Source organism: Streptomyces sp. NBC_00341, assembly GCF_041435055.1.
Lineage (GTDB): Bacteria > Actinomycetota > Actinomycetes > Streptomycetales > Streptomycetaceae > Streptomyces.
Genome location: NZ_CP108002.1, coordinates 8590234 through 8606939, shown reverse-complemented (window position 1 = coordinate 8606939; position 16706 = coordinate 8590234). Strand labels below are relative to the sequence as shown.

15 protein-coding genes and 1 pseudogene are annotated in these 16706 nt (G+C 71.5%); 10 read left to right on the top strand and 6 right to left on the bottom strand.

Going from position 1 to position 16706, the window contains the following annotated elements; all coding sequences use genetic code 11:
- Positions 1–8 precede the first annotated feature (8 nt).
- On the top strand, positions 9–533 hold the full coding sequence (locus OG892_RS38340; RefSeq protein WP_371631485.1) for an SRPBCC family protein: 525 nt from the start codon (positions 9–11) through the stop codon (positions 531–533).
- 19 nt (positions 534–552) lie between these two features.
- Here the strand turns inward: OG892_RS38340 and OG892_RS38335 are convergent, their stop codons facing one another.
- Complete coding sequence (locus OG892_RS38335) at positions 553–1407, bottom strand: pentapeptide repeat-containing protein (protein ID WP_371631484.1); 855 nt, start codon at positions 1405–1407, stop codon at positions 553–555.
- Positions 1408–1628: 221 nt separating this feature from the next.
- On the opposite strand from OG892_RS38335, the gene OG892_RS38330 reads away from it, so the two are divergent.
- The 5 genes and pseudogenes from OG892_RS38330 to OG892_RS38310 all read left to right on the top strand — a co-directional run bounded on the left by OG892_RS38330 (position 1629) and on the right by OG892_RS38310 (position 5990).
- Positions 1629–3002, top strand: coding sequence for an FAD-binding oxidoreductase (locus OG892_RS38330; protein ID WP_371631483.1), 1374 nt, complete (start codon positions 1629–1631; stop codon positions 3000–3002).
- A gap of 94 nt (positions 3003–3096) precedes the next feature.
- Positions 3097–3588, top strand: coding sequence for a hypothetical protein (locus OG892_RS38325; RefSeq protein WP_073733867.1), 492 nt, complete (start codon positions 3097–3099; stop codon positions 3586–3588).
- An 86-nt stretch (positions 3589–3674) separates the two neighbouring features.
- Positions 3675–3902: a hypothetical protein gene (locus tag OG892_RS38320; protein ID WP_073733868.1), complete on the top strand. Its 228-nt coding sequence runs from the start codon at positions 3675–3677 to the stop codon at positions 3900–3902.
- A 236-nt stretch (positions 3903–4138) separates the two neighbouring features.
- Positions 4139–4471 (top strand): annotated as a pseudogene (locus tag OG892_RS38315) (rhamnose isomerase); the annotation flags it as partial.
- Positions 4472–4526: 55 nt separating this feature from the next.
- Positions 4527–5990 (top strand): arabinose isomerase, encoded by a 1464-nt coding sequence (locus tag OG892_RS38310; RefSeq protein ID WP_371631482.1) that lies wholly within the window; start codon positions 4527–4529, stop codon positions 5988–5990.
- Positions 5991–6004: 14 nt separating this feature from the next.
- Here OG892_RS38310 and OG892_RS38305 read toward each other — a convergent pair whose 3' ends face one another.
- On the bottom strand, positions 6005–7072 hold the full coding sequence (locus tag OG892_RS38305; protein WP_371631481.1) for an enoyl-CoA hydratase/isomerase family protein: 1068 nt from the start codon (positions 7070–7072) through the stop codon (positions 6005–6007).
- Positions 7073–7301: 229 nt separating this feature from the next.
- Between OG892_RS38305 and OG892_RS38300 the strand changes: the two genes are divergently transcribed.
- Entirely contained in the window at positions 7302–9437 is a 2136-nt protein-coding gene (locus OG892_RS38300) for a SpoIIE family protein phosphatase (RefSeq protein ID WP_073733871.1), read from the top strand.
- Between the two features lie 196 nt (positions 9438–9633).
- Here OG892_RS38300 and OG892_RS38295 read toward each other — a convergent pair whose 3' ends face one another.
- The 4 genes from OG892_RS38295 to OG892_RS38280 form a co-directional block, all read right to left on the bottom strand.
- Positions 9634–10278, bottom strand: coding sequence for an LAETG motif-containing sortase-dependent surface protein (locus tag OG892_RS38295; RefSeq protein WP_073733872.1), 645 nt, complete (start codon positions 10276–10278; stop codon positions 9634–9636).
- Positions 10279–10501: 223 nt separating this feature from the next.
- Positions 10502–10990 (bottom strand): N-acetyltransferase family protein, encoded by a 489-nt coding sequence (locus tag OG892_RS38290; protein ID WP_371631480.1) that lies wholly within the window; start codon positions 10988–10990, stop codon positions 10502–10504.
- Positions 10962–12254: a DUF6397 family protein gene (locus OG892_RS38285; protein WP_371631479.1), complete on the bottom strand. Its 1293-nt coding sequence runs from the start codon at positions 12252–12254 to the stop codon at positions 10962–10964. Before OG892_RS38285 ends, OG892_RS38290 begins: the two co-directional genes overlap by 29 nt.
- A gap of 119 nt (positions 12255–12373) precedes the next feature.
- On the bottom strand, positions 12374–12787 hold the full coding sequence (locus OG892_RS38280; protein ID WP_073733874.1) for a roadblock/LC7 domain-containing protein: 414 nt from the start codon (positions 12785–12787) through the stop codon (positions 12374–12376).
- A gap of 260 nt (positions 12788–13047) precedes the next feature.
- Here OG892_RS38280 and OG892_RS38275 point away from each other — a divergent pair, with 260 nt between their 5' ends.
- The 3 genes from OG892_RS38275 to OG892_RS38265 are packed head-to-tail and all read left to right on the top strand — an operon-like array spanning position 13048 to position 16704.
- Positions 13048–13413 (top strand): metalloregulator ArsR/SmtB family transcription factor, encoded by a 366-nt coding sequence (locus OG892_RS38275; RefSeq protein WP_073733875.1) that lies wholly within the window; start codon positions 13048–13050, stop codon positions 13411–13413.
- Positions 13397–16120, top strand: a complete 2724-nt coding sequence (gene mgtA / locus OG892_RS38270) for a magnesium-translocating P-type ATPase (protein ID WP_371631478.1) — start codon at positions 13397–13399, stop codon at positions 16118–16120. The genes OG892_RS38275 and mgtA overlap by 17 nt, the downstream gene beginning before the upstream one ends.
- On the top strand, positions 16117–16704 hold the full coding sequence (locus OG892_RS38265) for a GNAT family N-acetyltransferase (protein ID WP_328864244.1): 588 nt from the start codon (positions 16117–16119) through the stop codon (positions 16702–16704). Before mgtA ends, OG892_RS38265 begins: the two co-directional genes overlap by 4 nt.
- Positions 16705–16706: the final 2 nt, after the last annotated feature.

Genomic DNA, 16706 nt, shown 5'->3' with positions numbered 1-16706 from the left:
AGTGCTCCATGCCCCGCACCATGTCCGTGTCGGACAGCACGATGGTCGCCGTCGCGCCCTCGGCGGTGTACGCACAGGTCAGCGACCCGACCGCGATGGGGCGCTGGAGTCCGGAGAACCGGGGCGCGAAGGTGCTCGGCGAGCGCCGGGAGGCGTACGTCGGCATGGTCTTCGAGGGCCGCAACAAGCGCGGCAGGTTGAGCTGGACGACGCGGTGCACGGTGACCGCCGCCGATCTGGGCGAACGGTTCGCCTTCCGGGTCCACGCGATCGGCGCCCGGCGGCCGCGGCTCCCCGGCGCGATCGCCACCTGGGAGTACCGGTTCGAGGAGGTGGACGGCGCCACCCTGGTCACCGAGACCTGGACCGACGACCGTCGTGGCTGGCCGGACTTCCTGGCCAACGCCTTCGACCGGGCGGCCACCCGGGGGCACACCTTCGCGGACTTCCAGCGCGGCAACATCCGCACGACGCTCCAGCGACTCAAGGCGGCGCTGGAGGCTCCGCTGGACGGGGACGCGCCCCGGGCGTGATCGGCTCCCGCGGGCTCCTTCAACGCTCCCAGTGCGAGGGGCGGCTGAGCGACACTGGGAGCAGGGTCGCGGCGTTCCCCCGGGCCGCGTTCAGCTGTGCCTGGGTCAGGAAGAGTGCTCCGGTCAGGTCCGCACCGGACAGTTGCGCGTCCCGGAAGTCCGCGCCGATGAGGTCGGCGAGCCTTAGATCGGCGCCGGTGAGGTCCGCCGCGATCAGGCAGGCGCCGCGCAGGTCGCCGCCGCGCAGGTCGGCTCCCTTGAGTCGGGCGCCGATGAGGTCGGCGCCGCGGTGGTTGCGCTTCTTCTTACGAGGGGCGGTGGCACGGACGAGCTCGCTGGTGCGCGCGAGCAGGGCGGCGACGTCGTCCCGGTGCGCCGCGACGTCCAGTTCCACGAGGGCGCCGGCGTCGAGGTGGGTGAGGCGCTCCGTCTCTTCGAGGGTGCGGCCGATCTCGCCGTGGAGGGGGCGGGCCGGGGCCAGCTCTGCCGCCTCCGTCAGATACCAGAGCAGCTCGTGCAGCTGCCGCATGACCGGGAAGACCTCGAACATCTGCTGGGCGCTCTCCGGGGCCGCGCGCCAGTCCTGTCCGCCGAAGGTCTCCCCCGACACCTTCTGTCCGGCGCCGAAGCAGTCGTACACGGTGCAGCCGGCAAAGCCCTCGGAACGCAGCCTGGTGTGGATGCCGCAGCGGAAGTCGTCCTGAAGGTTGCGGCAGGGCTTGCCGGCGTCCTTGTTGATGGCGAAGTCCGCGGAGCGGGTGAGGGTCAGCGCGACACAGCACAGCCCGAAGCAGTTCCCGCAGTCGGAGCGCAGGCCTGCCCGGCCGGTACCGTCCGGGTCGTCGGTGCCGGGAGCTCGGTCGGTATCGGGCACGGTGCCTGCGTCCTTCGGTGTGCGGGGTTCATGAACGGCCGAGCCTACCGAGGTTCCCGGCGGGCCCGGTCCGCGCGGTGTCCATTCGGCCTGTCCAGTCGGTGTCCGTTCGGCCTGCCCACGCGGTGTCCATTCAGGAGAACGGGGGGCCTCCCCCACGGCCGGCAGCCCCGCGCGCGACAATGGTGGGTAATACATCTTTATGGGAGGTGGCCCCCATCGTGGCGAACGCACCGGTCGACAGCATTCCGGCCAGGCGGGTACTGACCGATCCGGCGGGCCTGGCCCGGTACCAGCACGACGAGGCCGAGTGGGCTCCGTACGGGATGCCGCTGGCCGTGGTCCGCCCGGCGAGCACCGACGAGGTGCGGGATGTGGTGCGCCACTGTCTCGCCCACCGCATTCCCCTGGTGCCGCGCGGCGCGGGCACCGGCCTGTCCGGCGGCGCCAACGCCGTGGACGGGGCGATCATCCTGTCGTTCGAGGACATGAACCGGATCGTCGACATCGACGCGGCAGAGCGGCTGGCCGTGGTCCAGCCCGGCGTGGTCAACGACGACCTCCGGGCGGCGTGCGCGGAACACGGGCTCTGGTACCCGCCCGATCCGGCGAGCTCCCCATGGTCCACGATCGGCGGCAACGTCGCGACCAACGCCGGCGGGATGTGCTGCGTCAAGTACGGCGTGACCCGCGACTACGTGCTGGGCCTCGAAGTGGTCAACGGGCTCGGCGAGGTCGTCTCGCTCGGACGCCGTACCGCGAAGGGCGTGGCGGGGTACGACCTGGCCGGGCTGATGGTGGGTTCCGAGGGCACGCTCGGGGTGATCACGGAGATCACCGTGCGGCTGCGCCCGGCCCGTCTCCAGGAGCGGACGGTCGCGGGCTACTTCTCGTCGGTGGTCGCCGCCGGTGAGGCGGTGAGCGCCGTGACCGCGTCCGGCGTCATTCCGTCCGCACTCGAACTGGTCGACCGTCACTGCCTCGCCGCCGTGGACGCCTGGAAGAAGATGGGGCTGTCCGCGGACGCGGACGTGGTGCTGCTCGGCCGGGTGGACACTCCGGGGGCCGAGGGCGACGCCGAGGCCGAACTGATCCGGGACTGCTTCGAACGGGCCGGTGCGAGCTGGGCCGCGGTCTCCACCGACCAGCAGGAGGCCGATGCCCTGTTCCAGGCCCGGCGGCTGGCCTACCCGGCGCTCGAACGGCTCGGCCCGGTCCTGACAGAGGACGTCTGCGTACCGCGGACCGCGGTTCCGGAGATGCTGGCCCGGACCGAGCGGACGGCGGCCAGGCACGACGTCCTGATCGCCAACATCGCCCATGCGGGGGACGGCAATCTGCACCCCCTGATCATCACGCCGCCGGGTGACGAAGCGGCGCGTGCCCGCGCGCAGTCCGCCTTCGAGGACATCCTGGACGACGCGATCGCGCTGGGCGGCACGGTCACGGGCGAGCACGGGGTCGGCCTGCTGAAGATGCGGGGCATGGACAAGGAGTTGGGTCCCGCGGTGCTCGGCATGCATCACGCGGTGAAGGCGGCGCTCGATCCGCACGGCATCCTGAACCCGGGCAAGGTGCTTGGAGGCGCCGCCTGACCCCTGGGCCTCCCAGCACCTTGCCGGTAGGGCGCCGTTGTCAGTGCGGCGGCGCACACTGGCGGCAAGCGCGTACGAGCGAAGGGGGAGGCGGATGGACACCGAGGAGGAAGCCGGTTTCGAACCGGCCACCGGTGAGGGTCCGTCACCCCCGGGCCCGGCGGAGAAACGTGCCGCCGCGGTACGGACGGCGTTCGCCGGGATGACGCAGATCCGGCGGCTGGCCAACTCCGGACACCCGGACCCCGAGTCCGTCCCGGCCCTGTGGGAACTGCACAATCCGGTACGCGCCGTCGCCCTCACGCTGGAGGCGTCGGGGCTGTCCGCGTCGGCGGTCGACGCGTCCGGGCGGCGTACGGCGACCGGATACCGGGTGGAGCCCGCAACGGCCCCTGGCACCGTACGTGTCGAATGGCTCGGCCCGTCCGGCAGCGGGGCGGCGCACGAGGAGGGCGGTGAACTGAACCGGTGCGCGGCGGCGCTGCGGGGGTCGGGCTGGATCGCGCTGCTGTACCACGGGCCGCGCCGCCGAAGATTCCTGGAGGTCGAGCCACCGGCCGGTGCGCACAGGCCTGATGGTCCGTAGGGACCACGCCCGGCCCGGACCCGGGGTGTTGTCAGACCCATGGGGGATGCTTGTGGGTCCGACACCTCTGACGGGGAGATGCTGAGATGCGCGATGACGAACTCGCCGCGGCGCAGGCGTACGTCCGTTTGCTGGAGGCCACCCGGGCTGCTCTCTGCGACCCGGATGACGCCCCGCTGTACATGCCCCTGCTCGCAGCACCGATCGAGGAGGCCGACGGCGCGCTGCGGCGGGCCGGTCTCTCGGGCAACGAGTCACGGTTCTTCGATCTCGTCCGGTCGCTCCAGCCGAGCATGTCCGGCAGCGGGCACTGAGCCGAGCCGTGCGGCAGGCGCCGAGGCGGTTCGGCACGCCTCGGGCAGGCCGGGTCCGTCTTCGGCCGGGTCGCCCCGATCCGTGGTGAATTGATTCAAACCCACGTTCAAACCGAGAAGACTGGCCAGTTGCTTGACTAGTCGTCGGCGCCAAACCTAGCGTACGTTCCGGATGAATCGATTCATGTCATCCCTGACGGTCGCGGTCGCCGAATGACTCTGCTTTCGAGGTGCTCATGTCTGATGTGTCGGCCGTCAAGGCAGCCCTGAAGTCTCAGGTGGTCGAGACTCCTTCGTGGGGTTACGGCAATCCCGGGACTCGCTTCAAGGTGTTCGCACAGCCGGGGGTGCCACGCGACCCGTTCGAGAAGATGGAGGACGCGGCGCAGGTGCACGCGTTCACCGGGGTCGCGCCGAAGGTGTCGTTGCACATCGCCCGGGACAAGGTGACGGACTGCGCCGCGCTGACCCGGCACGCCGAGAGCCTCGGGCTGCGGATCGGTGCGATCAACTCGAACGTCTTCCAGAACGACGACTACGGGCTGGGCTCGGTCACCCACCCCGATGCGGACCGCGCGGGGGCCCGGCTGACCGGAAATCACCTGCGAGGAAGGGAAATACCTGATGTCTGACGACCGCGCCGCCGAGCCCGGCGGTGCCCTTGCCCGGACGTTCCGCCGCCGGACCCGGGTGGGCCTGGTCTCCGGCGGGCTCGGCGCGTACTGGCCGCAGTTCCCCGGCCTTCTCGAACAGCTGCGGGAGTCGGCCCGGTTCGTGACCGGACGGATCGAGGAGATGGGGTGCGAGGTGGTCGACGCGGGCTTCGTCTCCGATCCGCAGGAGTCGGCCAGGGCTGCCGAACAGTTGCGGCGGGCCGACTGCGATCTGGTGGTGACGTTCCTGACGACATATCTCACCGCTTCGATGGTGCTGCCGGTCGCCCAGCGCACGCACACCCCGGTGCTGGTCATCGACCTCCAACCGACCGAGGCCATGGACCACGCGAACACCGGCACGGGCGAGTGGCTGGCGTACTGCGGTCAGTGCCCGCTGCCTGAGGTCGCCAACGTGTTCCGGCGCAGCGGCATCCCGTTCCGCTCGGTCTCGGGCCATCTGCGTGACGAGAACGCCTGGGGCCGGATCCGCCGCTGGATCTCGGCGGCCGGGGTGCGCGGTGCGCTGCGCCACGGCCGCCACGGGCTGATGGGGCATCTGTACCCGGGCATGCTCGACGTCTCCACCGACATGACGCTGGTCTCCTCGCAGCTGGGCGGCCATGTGGAGGTTCTGGAGTTCGACGACCTGCGGGTCAGGGTCTCGACTGTCACGGACAGGGAGACCGCCGAACGGGTCGCCCTGGCCCGGGAGGTCTTCACCCTGGACGATTCCGTCGATGAGGGCGATCTCGCCTGGGCGGCCCGGGTCTCGGTCGGTCTGGACCGGCTGGTGGCCGATTTCGCGCTCGACAGCCTCGCCTACTACCACCGGGGGCTGGAGGGCGAGATCCACGAGCGGCTGGGGGCCGGCATGATCCTGGGCGCCTCCCTGCTGACCGCCCGCGGGGTACCGATGGCCGGTGAGTACGAGCTGCGCACCAGCCTCGCCATGCTGATCGCCGACACCATGGGGACGGGCGGTTCGTTCACCGAACTGCAGGCGCTCAACTTCCGCGACCGGGTCGTGGAGATGGGGCACGACGGCCCCGCCCATCTGGCGATCAGCGCGAAGGACCCGCTGCTGCGCGGTCTGGGTGTCTACCACGGCAAGCGCGGCTGGGGTGTCAGCGTCGAATTCGACGTCACCCACGGGCCGGTCACCACGTTCGGCATCGGTCAGGAGGCCGACGGGTCGTTCGTCCTGATCGCGTCCGAGGGGGAGGTCGTGCCCGGTCCGCTGCTGGAGATCGGCAACACGACCTCCCGGGTGGACTTCGGCTTCGATCCCGGTGAGTGGACCGATGCCTGGTCCGCCACGGGCATCGGTCACCACTGGGCGCTGTGCACCGGCCACCGTGCACGGGACTTCCGGGCCGCCGCCGACCTGCTGGGCCTGCCCTTCCGTACGGTGACCGGGCCCAACGACCTCTGACGCGGGCGGCCACCTCAGGGGGCCGCCGGGGCGTCCAGGCCGAGTTCACCGTCGCCGAGGGAGGCGAAGAACCGCTCCACGTCGGCGTCGGTGACCTCGGTGAGCGTGGCGGGGTTCCATCGCGGGTTCCGGTCCTTGTCGACGATCTGGGCGCGTACGCCCTCGACCAGGTCGGGCCGGGTGAAGGCGGTGGACGAGACCCGGAACTCCTGGTCCAGCACGGCCTCCAGGCGGTCGAGGCGGCGCGCCCTGCGGACGGCTTCGAGGGTCACCTTGAGCGCGGTGGGCGACTTCGCCAGGATCGTGGCGGCGGCCTCCTTGGCGGCGGGCTCGCCGCAGTCACCGAGGCGCTCGACGATCTCCTCGACCGTTCCGGCGCCGTAGCAGGGGTCGATCCAGCCGCGCTGTGCGGCCAGTTCGCCTCCGGTGGCCGTGCCGGCGTAGCGCCGCACCGCCGCGGCGACGTCCGAGGGTGTGGCGCACAGGTCGAGGGCGGCGATCAGACCGGGGAGCTCCCGCGACGGCACGAAGTGGTCGGCGAGTCCGCACAGCAGCGCGTCCGCCGCGCCGACGGCTGCCCCGGTGAGCGCCAGGTGGGTGCCGAGCTCACCGGGCGCCCTGCCCAGCAGGTAGGTGCCGCCGACGTCCGGGACGAACCCGATACCGGTCTCGGGCATCGCGATGCGCGAACGCTCCGTGACGATCCGGATCGAGCCGTGGGCCGAGACGCCGACGCCGCCGCCCATCACGATGCCGTCCATGATCGCTACGTACGGCTTGGAGAACCGGGCGATACGGGCGTTGAGCCGGTACTCGTCACGCCAGAAGTCCAGTGCGGTCCCGCCGCCGGCGATGGCGTCGTCGCGGATGGCGCGGATGTCACCGCCGGCGCACAGCCCCCGCTCCCCCGCCCCCGTGAGCAGCACGGCGGTGACCGAGTCGTCCCGTTCCGCAGCGTCCAGCGCTTCCGCCATGCGCAGCACCATGGTGTGGTTCAGCGCGTTGAGGGCCCGGGGCCGGTTGAGCGTGAGGTGGCGGATGCGCCCCTCGGTGTGCAGCAGGACGGGATCCTCGTGGTTCATGCGTGCGCTCCGGTCAGCCCCAGTACGTGCCGTTCCGCCGGTCACGGACGGCCTTACGCTGCCATTGTGCTCGGCGGTCCCGGAGCGCGGGTACGAGGGGTGGCAGCGGCCAGGGGGCAGTGGTCCGGACACTTCCCGGGCGGATTTCCGCTGTGGCAGCAGTGCCCGACCCGCCAGACAATTGGGTCAGGCAGTACAGCAGCCCCGCCGGACGATCTTCGGAGCAGGAATGACCGATCACGACCGGCCACCGATCATCCCCGTCCGGCCCGGTCCGCCGGCCGGGAAGACACCGGGCGGCGACACCGGGACGGCGGAGCGCCTTGCCATGAACCGCACGGGCAGTTTCGAGTGGGATCTCGATGCCCGGACGCTGGACATCGACGAGGCGGGCCTGCTGGTGTTCGGCCTGGACCCGGCCACTTTCGACTCACGGCCGGAGTCCCTGGTGGAACGGCTGGAGCCCGAGGAGCGGGTCCGTCTCGATACGGCGATCGACGAGGCCGTCAAGGGCGGGCGCAGCTCGTACAGCGTTCACTTCCGGGTCCCGACGGATGAGAACGGCGACCAGTGGACCCATATCCAGGCACGCATCCTGCGCAGCGCCGACGGCCGGGCACACCGGGTGATCGGGGTGGTGCGGGACGCGACGGCGGAAGTCACCCATTCGGCCTTCGTGCTGGAACTGGAAAAACGCCGTCAGCGCCAGACCGATATTGTTGAACGCACAACGAGTGCGTTGTCGCGGGCGGTGACCGTGGACGACGTGACGGCAGTTCTGACGGGACCGGGCGGTCTGGCCCGGCTGGGCGCCGACGGTCTGGCGCTCGGACTGCTGGACAACGCAACACTTAATGTCATCGCGCTGAGCGGCGACTCCCTGGAGGTCGTGGACGAGCTGGGGCAGGGCCGGCTCGACCGGGGCTTCCCGCTGGCCGACACCGTTCTCAGCGGCCGGCCGCGCTTCGTGAGCTCACTCGGCGCGCTCACCCGGCGCTATCCGGTGCTGGAGCCGTACGTGGGCCGGCTGAAGTTCCAGGCCGCGGCCTATCTGCCGCTCGTCGCGCAGGCACGTTCGCTCGGCGGGCTGGCGCTCTTCTACCGTGAGCGCACGGCCTTCAACGCCGACGAGCGCAACCTGTGTCTGGGCCTCGCCGCGATCGTCGCCCAGTCCCTCCAGCGGGCCAAGCTCTTCGACGAGGAGCGGGAATTCGCCACCGGTCTCCAGTCCACGATGCTGCCCCGGCGGATCCATGACGTCGAGGGCGGCGAGATCGCGGTCCGCTACCACGCGGCGTGGAGCGGACGTCAGGTCGGCGGTGACTGGTACGACGTGATCGCACTGCCGAAGGACCGGTTCGGCATCGTGGTGGGCGACGTGCAGGGCCATGACACGCATGCGGCCGCGATCATGGGCCAGCTGCGGATCGCGCTGCGTGCGTACGCCGGGGAGGGGCACCCGCCGTCGACGGTGCTGGCCCGCGCCTCCCGGTTCCTCGCCGAACTGGACACGGACCGGTTCGCCACCTGCACCTACGCCCAGGTCGATCTCGGCAGCGGAACGGTGCGGGTGGTGCGGGCCGGGCACTTCGGTCCGCTGATCCGGCACACGGACGGCCGGGTCGGCAGTCCGCAGGTACGCGGCGGCCTGCCCCTGGGCATCTCAACCGATTTCGGGGACGAGGAGTACCCCGAGACGCGGCTCGATCTGGTCCCCGGCGAGACGCTGGTCCTGTACACCGACGGGCTGGTCGAGGAGCCCGGCGCCGACATCGACGACGGGGTGCGCACACTCGTCAACGAGGTGAGCGCGGGCCCGGCGGGGGCGGAGGCGCTCGCCGATCATCTGTCGGACCGGCTGTGGGAGCGCTGGGGTTCGGGCGACGACGTCGCGCTGCTGGTGCTGCGCCGCAGTCCGGACCCGGGCTCGCCGCGTGCGCCACGGCTGCATCAGTACATCCATCAGGCCGACCCGGAGGGGCTCTCCGACGCACGGACGATCGTGCGGCAGGCGCTGACCGACTGGGGCATGGCCGAACTCGCGGACGACGCGGAGCTGGTGACCGGGGAGCTGCTGGTGAACGTGCTGCTTCACACGGAGGGCGGAGCCGTGCTCACTCTGGAGGTACTGCCGGAACCGGTGCGGCGGGTGCGGCTGTCGGTGCAGGACCGCTCCAGCGCGTGGCCCAGGCGCCGGACGCCGGGTGAGACAGCCACTTCGGGACGGGGCCTGCTCCTCCTGGACGCCGTCGCCACGCGGTGGGGCATCGAGCCGCGCGGCGAGGGGAAGGCGGTCTGGTGCGAGATCGGCCCTGCGGCGCCGCCCACGTCCCCGCCGGTCCACCGGGACACGGACACCCGGTAGTTACCGCCGCGCCCAGTGGTGGCCGCCGGAGGCGGTGTCAGTTGCCTGAACGCGGTGTCAGTCCCGTCGACACGGTGTCAGTCCCGTCGGCACCGTGGGTGGACAGCGTTGAGGGGCGTGCCGCCACGCCGAACGCGTTGCGGCACGCCCCTCGACCGGACTACCGGGCGCCGAGCGCCCGGACCGCCGGACTACGTCAGTGCTGAGCGGTGCGACGCTTGCGCACGGACCACATGATGCCGCCACCGGCCAGCAGCACGGCGGCAGCCGCACCACCGATGATGGGAGTGGCGGACGACGAACCGGTCTCGGCCAGGTCCGGCGAGGAGGGGCTCGGCGCGGCTGCGGCGGGCGCAGACGACGAAGCGGTCTCGCTGGGGGTGTCGGCCGGGGTGGGCGCCGAGGTCGTGGGCGACTGAGACGGCGTGGACGGCTCGGACGGCTTCGTCTCGGAAGGCGTGGGCGTGGGCGTCGAGGTCTGACCCTCGCACACCGGCGCCGTCTTCTCGTCTTCCTTCGAGTACTGGTCGCCGTCACCGGCCTTGACGGACAGGTGCACCGTCAGAGCCTTGTCGTGCTCAGGCAGGTCGATCGTCTTGTCGAGCCCCTTGCCGAAGCTCTCCGTCGGCAGCAGCTCCTTACCGTCAACGGTCACGGTCACCTGGTTGGTGACCTTGTCGTTGTACGCGCTGAGGTGAAGGCTCACCTCGGTACAGGTCACGTCCCAGGTGGGGGTGTGAGCTGCGGCCGGACCGGCGGTGAGAACCACGCCGGTCAGACCGACAACCGCAGCGGCGGCGAGGGTTCCCGCAGCGCGCAGCGATCTCCTGGGTATGGTCATGGATTGTTCCTCCGCATATGTTTCATCGCCCGAATGGCGGTGGGGCGCACAGTACTGCCCCTGTCTCCCGTATGTGCACCCGCCCCACACACCATTCGACGTCACAACTGACAGCAACTCGTCGCTGGTTGGGACATGACGGACACCCCGGTCCGGGCAACGGCCGGTCCGGCGGTGGCGTGAAGTGAGCGCATGACACCGGAACGTATCGTTCGGGGTGGCGTCAGAGCGGCCGGTGCATGATGTGCACGCCCACGAACCCGTGCTTCGGGTGGTTGAATCCCTCAGGCAGTGTGCCCAGGACTTCGAAGCCGAGCGAGCGGTAGAGCCTGACAGCGGCGGCGTTCGTCTCCACCACGGCGTTGAACTGCATGGCCCGGAACCCCGCCGTGCGGGCCCAGTCGATCGTGTATTCGCACAGGGCCCGCCCCACGCCGCGTCCGGCGTGCCGGGGGTCGACCATGTAGCTGGCGCTCGCGATGTGCGAACCGTTACCCATGTGGTTCCTGTTCATCTTCGCCGTACCCAGAACCGTCCCGTCGTCGGCGACGGCGACGACCGCACGGCTGGGCGACTTGACGAGCCACCACTCACTGGCGTCCACCTCCCCCAGGTCGAGGGGGTAGGTGAAGGTCTCGCCCGCGGAGACGATTTCGTGAAAGAACGGCCAAATAGCGGGCCAATCATCGATGGTTGCTTCCCTGATCAACATTGGGCAAAGACTGCCAGCCCCGGCCCCCTTGCGCGACTTCCTGATCCCTGGCCGCGGCGCCCTCCCTTCGCGGGCCCATCTGCGGACCGGCCGGCGGACGCTTCCAGCCGTGCGAACCGTGCCCGCCGCGCGGACGGCGCCCGGCAGGGTGGGCGGCCGGGCGTGAAGCACGCTCCTGACGACGCCGCCCTCCACGAACCCGGCGGAGCCGGAGCCGGGCCAGCAGGCCAAGGGGGCCTGCGCTCGCGGCTGGTTGGGCGGGCCTGACCGGATCGCCACCGTCCAGTTCGGCATGTTGCAGAGGCTCAGTGGGTCCGCCCGGTCCCACCGGCCCCACCGCTTCGGCTGGTTCCGCTGAGCCCGCCGGGTGCGCCGGCTCCACTCGCTCGGCCGGGTCCACCGGTTCGGCCCAGTCAGACCGATCGAACGGCACGGCTGCCGTCGGAGGCCGGTCGAACGCCTCCACGTCCGCACGCCGTTCGTCGCCGGGCCGCGGCGCCTGACGGACCTCGCGGGCACCGTCCAGCTCCATGATGAGGTTGACCCGCCGCCAGAGGATCTCGTCGGGCTCGTCGGCCAGCATCAGGCGCCCCATCGTGTCCTGCGTGGCCGATGATCCCCGTTGCCCGAAGACCGGTTCGGGCCGGACCCGGGCGAAGTAGGCGCGCTCGTAGGGATCGTCCACCACTTCCGCCAGCTGAGCCGGGTCGAGCGTCTGGGCCACGACCGCCGCGCGCGCCCAAGGATCCTCGGTGAGGCTCAGCAGCCGTTCGATCCGCCGCGAGCGCCAGTTGCGCGGGCGGCAGTCACTGCCGGAGTCCAGCCGGTCGCGCATCCAGGCCGGGCTCCTGCCCACCAGCAGTTCGGGCGAGCGGGCGGCGAGTCCGCCCAGTTCCTGGGCGAGATAGAGCCACACCACCGCCCGGTAGCGATTGAGGTAGAACGCGACCGGGGTGACACATCCCGCGCGGGCCAGCCGGGCGAAGCGGACCGGGCTGATTCCGAGCAGCCGCGCCCCTTCCGCCGTCCCCACCGTTCGCACCCGCTCCCGCAGGGCCCCCGGGAAGCCCTTCTCCGACCAGAGCCGGTCGATCTCCTCCTGGCGGACCCTGGGCCGCCCACCGCTCCGCCGCGCCTCCACCCGGACGATGCCCAGGTGCACCGCAAGCTCGAACTCCGATCGCTTCAGGACAAGGTCCGCAGCAGCCCGGCTCGCGGCGACCATGTGGACGCCATTCGTACCTACCGCATCCGTCACCGGCATCACGATTCTCCCCCGTGAGATTCGAATACTCTCTGTGACCAAAGGTAGCTCAGAGGGAGTGACGGCCGCCCGGCCTGTGGATAACTACCGGGCCGGGCAACAACGTCGAGGACGGGGCCTCAGAGCTGATCGAACCCGCCGATCCCGTCCTGCCGCGCCGCCACGCCGAGGTGCTCCCCGACCTTGTTGACCAGCAGCGTCATCTCGTACGCGACCTGCCCCACATCGGCCTCGGCCTCGCTCAGCACACACAGGCAGCTGCCGTCCCCTGCGGCCGTCACGAAGAGCAACGCCTCGTCGAACTCCACCATGGTCTGCCGGGCCCTTCCGGCGCGGAAGTGCCGTCCCGACCCGCGGGCGAGGCTGTGCAGGCCGGACGAGACCGCCGCCAGATGTTCCGCGTCCTCGCGTGCCAGACCGGTACTCGCTCCGGTCACCAGACCGTCGTTCGACAGCACCAGGGCGTGCCGTATGTGTTCCACCCGGCTGGTGAGATCGTCAAGGAGCCAGTCGAGTCCCCTGTCCAGTGCCATTCCGTTCCTCCCCGTTCATACGTTCCCCGTGCCCCACTTACGTGTAAGCCTTGCGCACGGGTCACGTCCGGGCAAGCACCCCTCCGCGGATCGGACAGGGCGAAATCGGGCCAAGTCTGCTGAGCCCGCTGAACCGAGGAGCCGGGCCCCCGCGCATCCGGCCCCCGTACTCGGCCACATGCCCGGGCGGTCGTCGTCCGGCGCCTACACTGGGTCCCCTCGGGTGCGAGGAGTCGGCCCACGCGGACGGGAGCAAAAGAGTGTCGACAGGTGCCGGCGGCGGTTTCCAGGATCCGCCCGCAGAGGTGCTGGCCCAGGCGGCTGCCGCGTTCGGTCTGCTGGCGACACCCGCCCGACTGCACATCGTGTGGGCGCTGGCCCAGGGCGAGAGTGATGTGACGGGCCTGGCGGAGCGGGTGGGCGGCACGCTGCCGTCCGTGAGCCAGCATCTGACGAAGCTGAAGCTGGCCGGTCTCGTCCGCTCCCGGCGCGAGGGCCGCCGGCAGGTGTACCTGGTCGATGATCCCGAAGTGGTGACGGTCGTACGGCTCATGGTCGGCCAGCTCGCGGAGCGGGCCGGGTACCCGGCGTCGCAACCGGTACGGCTCCATGAGCTCGGTGCCTGAGAACGCTGCCGCGGCGGGGACGGGCGACGGGCCCGGGGTCGTCGTGCCGATGCCCGGCACCACCACCGGCGCCTCGGCCACCCCGCGACCGACTACGGCGCCCACCTCGCTCCAGGTCCTGCGTGCGCTGGACAGCGGGCCTCGGGGGCTGGTCGAGGCCGAGGCGGAGGAACGGCTGGCCCGGTTCGGCGAGAACATCCTCCCCGCATGGCGCCCGGTCCCCTGGCCACTGCGCTTCCTGCGCACCTTGCGGGATCCCTTCACTTCCGTCCTGTTCTGCCTCGGGCTGGTCTCGGCAGCGGTGAACGCCTGGGGTACGGCGTCCGTGACGCTCGTGCTGGTGCTGGTCAGCTGCCTGCTGCGCTCGGCGGAGGAGCACCGGGCCGACCGGGCGACCGCCGCGCTGCGCGAGCTGGTCGCGACGACAGCGACAGTGCTGCGCCGCAGCGGGCCGCAGGCGGCTCCGCAGGCCCGCGACGTGCCGGTCGGTGAGCTCGTTCCGGGCGATGTGATCAGGCTCGGCCCCGGCGACCTCGTACCGGCCGACGTGCAGCTGTTGCGCGCGAGCGGCCTCACCGTGCACCAGTCCGCCCTCACCGGGGAGTCCGCGCCCGTCGGGAAGCGCCCCGCGGACGACGTACAACGGCAGCAGGCCCCGCCCACGCTGCACAGCGTGCCCGAGGGAGCGGGGGGTGTGTTCGCCCAGCGCCAGCTGTGTTTCCAGGGCAGCAGTGTGGCGTCCGGGAGTGGCACGGCGGTGGTGGTCGCGACCGGTGGGGACACCCGGTTCGCTGCCGCGTACGACCGCTCGGCACACCTCCGCGGCGCCAGCGCGTTCGACCGGTCGGTGCAGGGGATCTCCTGGACCTTGATCCGCTTCATGCTGCTCACCCCGCCGTTGGTCCTGATGGCCAATGCCGCGCTGCGCGGCCGGGGGCTGGAGACGCTGCCCTTCGCCGTGGCGGTGGCGGTGGGGCTGACGCCGGAGATGCTGCCGGTCATCGTCACCACCGCACTGGCGCGGGGAGCTTCGCAGCTCGCCCGGAACAGCGGGGTGATCGTCAAGCGGCTGCCCGCGCTGCACGACCTGGGCGCGATCGATGTGCTCTGCCTGGACAAGACGGGAACCCTCACCCAGGACCGGCCCGTCGTCGACCGCTCGCTGGACCGGACGGGGAGCCCGGATCCTCAGGTGCTGCACTGGGCGGCGGTCAACGCGCTGTGGACGCTCCAGCTCGCCGACCTGCCGGCGCCCGACGCCCTCGACGAGGCGGTGCTGGACGCCTCGGAGCAGCAGGAGGAGTCCGGTTCCGGCGGCGGGAGCCCGCGTACCGCTGTCGGCTCGTACGACGCGGTGGCCGCCCTGCCCTTCGATCCGGTGCGGCGCCTGTCCACCGCGGTCGTCCGGCTCCCCGGCGGACTCGGCACCCATGTGCTGGTCACCAAGGGCGCCGTGGAGGCCGTCCTGGAGCGGTGCGAACTGGAACCGGCGGAACGGGAGCGGCTGGCCGGCGTGGCGGCGCGGGAGGCCGCCGAAGGACTACGGCTGCTCGCCGTCGCCCGTACCGAGCGGCCCGCACGGCTCGGAACGTACACCCCGGCGGACGAGCACGGGCTCGCCTTTCTCGGCTTCGTGGCGCTGCGGGACGCGCTCACGCCGAGCGCCGCCGACGCGCTGGACGTACTGGCACGCCGGGGCGTCACCGTGAAGGTGCTCACCGGGGACCACCCGGGCACCGCGGCCCGCGCCTGCCGGGACCTGGGGCTCGATCCGGGACAGGTCGTCGCCGCGGAGGAGATCGACGCGCTGACCGAGGCCGAGCTCGCCCGCACGGCCGACCGCGCGACCGTGTTCGCTCGCTGCACACCCGGGCACAAGGCCCGGATCGTCGCCGCGCTGCGTACCTCCGGGCACACCACGGGGTTCCTCGGTGACGGCGTCAACGACCTGCCCGCCCTGCACGCCGCCGACGTGGGCATCTGCCCGCGCAACGCGGTCGACGTGGCCCGGGAGACCGCCGATGTGGTCCTCGCGGAGAAGGATCTCGGCGCCATCGACCACGCGATCACTGCGGGCCGGCGCAGCAGCGGCAACATCGCCACCTATCTGCGCATCACGCTCTCCTCGAACCTCGGAAACGTGATCGCGATGCTGGCCGCGGGTCTGCTGCTGCCCTTCCTGCCGATGCTTCCGGCGCAGGTCCTGGTGCAGAACCTGTGTTTCGACGCGGCGCAGCTCGCTTTCGCCTTCGACCGTCCCGCGTCCTCCGTACTGCGGAGGCCGACGGTACTGCGCCCGCGGGACTTCCTCCGGTTCATCACCCGGTTCGGGCTGCTGAACGCCGCCGCCGACCTCGCGACCTTCGCCGTGCTGGCCCTTGCCCTGCATGATTTCCGGGCGGACGACCAGGCGGCGTTCCACTCCGGATGGTTCACCGAGAACCTCCTCACCCAGGCCCTGGTGATGCTGCTGCTGCGCACCGGCCGACGGGCCGCGGAGGGGCGCACCGGCGGGCCGCTGCGGGCGGCCGCGGCCGGTCTGGCGGTCGTCGGCGTCCTGCTGCCGCTCACGCCGCTCGGCCCGCCACTGGGGATGAGCGCGCTGCCGCCGCTCTACTACCTGCTGCTCGCCAGCGTCCTCGCGCTGTACGCGTACGGCCTCGCGGCGGCGCGCAACCGCTACGAACGGAAACGGGGGCTCTCATGACCGCGTCGGGCACCGACCGCACGGGTTCCGGTGCGCGAGCTGTGGCGGGACCCGGCGCGGAACTGCCGGAGACCGCCGCGGGAAGCGCTCACTCCCGCACGGCGCGGGTACGGCGCGCCACGGCCGACGACATTCCGGCGCTGGTCCGGATGCGCGCGCTGATGCTGTCCGACATGGGGCTCGACACCGGCGACGAGCGCGCTTCGTGGCGCGCCGCCTCGGCGCGGTGGTTCGCCGGCCGGATGCCGCTGTCGGACGAGTTCGCCGCGTTCCTGGTCGAGGATCCCGAGCTCGGCGTGGTGGCGTGCGCGGTCGGCGCGTGCGACTCGCACGCGCCGAGTCCGGCCAACCCGAGCGGGCTGCACGGACACGTGTCCAACGTCAGTACCGATCCTCGGCGGCGCAGGCTCGGCCATGCCCGCGCCTGCCTCGACGCACTGCTCACCTGGTTCGAGCAGGAGACGCGCGTGGCCGTGGTCAGCCTCAATGCCACCGGGGACGGCGCCGGACTCTACGAGTCGTTCGGATTCGCGCCGCCTCCGAACCCCTCGTTGCAGCTGCGGACCGCCGGGCCTTCGGCCTGAGC